Annotated in this window: 3 protein-coding genes; 1 reads left to right on the forward strand and 2 read right to left on the reverse strand. The window is 59.9% G+C overall.

What is annotated here, in order from left to right; translation table 11 throughout:
• Window positions 1-194, forward strand: a 194-nt coding sequence (locus M8523_RS36275) for a hypothetical protein (protein ID WP_282589639.1), incomplete at its 5' end; no start/stop codon positions are given.
• Between the two features lie 221 nt (window positions 195-415).
• Here M8523_RS36275 and M8523_RS36280 read toward each other — a convergent pair.
• Together M8523_RS36280 and M8523_RS36285 are read right to left on the reverse strand one after the other, a co-directional pair.
• On the reverse strand, window positions 416-814 hold the full coding sequence (locus M8523_RS36280; protein WP_282589640.1) for a DUF1761 domain-containing protein: 399 nt from the start codon (window positions 812-814) through the stop codon (window positions 416-418).
• 134 nt (window positions 815-948) lie between these two features.
• Entirely contained in the window at window positions 949-1,080 is a 132-nt protein-coding gene (locus tag M8523_RS36285; RefSeq protein ID WP_282589641.1) for a hypothetical protein, read from the reverse strand.
• Window positions 1,081-1,456: the final 376 nt, after the last annotated feature.

Consider the following 1,456-nt stretch of genomic DNA (forward strand, 5'->3'; position numbering starts at 1 on the left):
TTTATGGCTGCTACACTGCCTGTACCACCATGACGAACAGAGGTTTGGGTGCGGTTTGCCATAGCGGAAAAACGCTTGTTCTGGCGTCGTTGTTCCTCTTGGAACTGAGTCAAACATTTGTTGTCGTGGATCGCGTCCTGTGCGACTTGCGTGGGATCCGGGTGCAGCCCAGAATGCTCACGGCGGAGCCCTGAGGACTGCTTGCGAACCTTGGAAGACCGTTTGTGCAGTGCAATGCTGTCCCGACGCTGTCTCAACGACCGCACATCGAAGTCGTTTTGTCTTGCACCCTCTTACGCACGCGGAGATGGGCGCGACGGCGCGCTCCTTCGCTTCACCAAGCTTTATCAGGCCGAGAGGAGCGACTTGCCAGCTTCGTCACAGCCAGACGATCGATTGGCCAATACGCCGAGCTTCAAGGGTGAACCAGACCAATGGAATGAAGCACGCATGACTGGGCCACCATCACGACCAGCCAGTGCGCGCAATCCAGCGCGATCATCGATGGCGGCAGACGCCGCGCGCTGAAGGAGACGACGAGCGCGGGCACAACGAAGCCGATCCAGATCACGATGGGCGTCACAATGGCGATGGTCCACGCATCGGCGTCGACCGGGGCAAGGATCAAGGCGCCGGCGAGAATGGCCGCGAGCCAGAACTCGGAGATGAAGGTGGTGAGCGCGAGACCCAGGTTGTACCCGAGGCTAGCGTCCCAGTGCTCCGCGTCGAAAACGACGTGATAGAGCACGCTGATCCCCAAGCCGATGAATGCTGCGGAACAGATCGCGATTAGGTTCGTCGCGATATAAGTCATCCAAGGCCTCACTCACGCAGCGATGATCCCGATCTAACTCCAGAATTGGCTGGCGGATGCGTTGATGGCGGCCGAACATTTCCGGAAAGGTCACGAGCGCTTTACGGCGCTTGCCGCGTGCAAGGCCTCATGGGTCACAGAAGTCCTGGTGGTGCTTCCACCCACCATCGCTCGGGCGGCTGGACGAGCAGGGTGGCGATAAACTCCTGATCGGCATTCCGAGGACCGAAAGCCGCGGCGGCGAACCTTGTGGCGGCGTTCGGCATTCCTTGTCTCGAGATCCGGAGCGCGTCAGCCGGGCGCGGCGGTAGGAAGGGAACAGCACTATTTCCCCGGCTTCTTGTGCTGGCCAACGAAATGGCACGCGAGCCCTTGTCCCGCCCGCTCCGGATCTCACAAACTCTGTTGCGCTCTCGTAAGACGCGATCGAACCCGCTTCATACTTGCAGGACACCTGCGTTCTCGGCTTCAGCGGCGATCCATGTCCCGCCGATCGGCGCAAGATCCCCAAAAGCCGATCGACAATCCAGGTGGTCATGCGCCTCAATCCACGACGGCACTGATTGGGCATGTCCACATTTCGGCACGATGACAGTCGCCGCACCCGTAAATGCTCAGAAGCGTATTTCTGATCGTTCGGCC

Origin of the sequence: Lichenifustis flavocetrariae (assembly GCF_026130545.1) — a bacterium.
Lineage (GTDB): Bacteria > Pseudomonadota > Alphaproteobacteria > Rhizobiales > Beijerinckiaceae > Lichenihabitans > Lichenihabitans flavocetrariae.

Bases quoted from the DNA above. Each gene is read 5' to 3' on its own strand.
- M8523_RS36285 (WP_282589641.1), bottom strand. From the start codon at position 1,080: ATGCCGAACGCCGCCACAAGGTTCGCCGCCGCGGCTTTCGGTCCTCGG.
- M8523_RS36280 (WP_282589640.1), bottom strand. From the start codon at position 814: ATGACTTATATCGCGACGAACCTAATCGCGATCTGTTCCGCAGCATTC.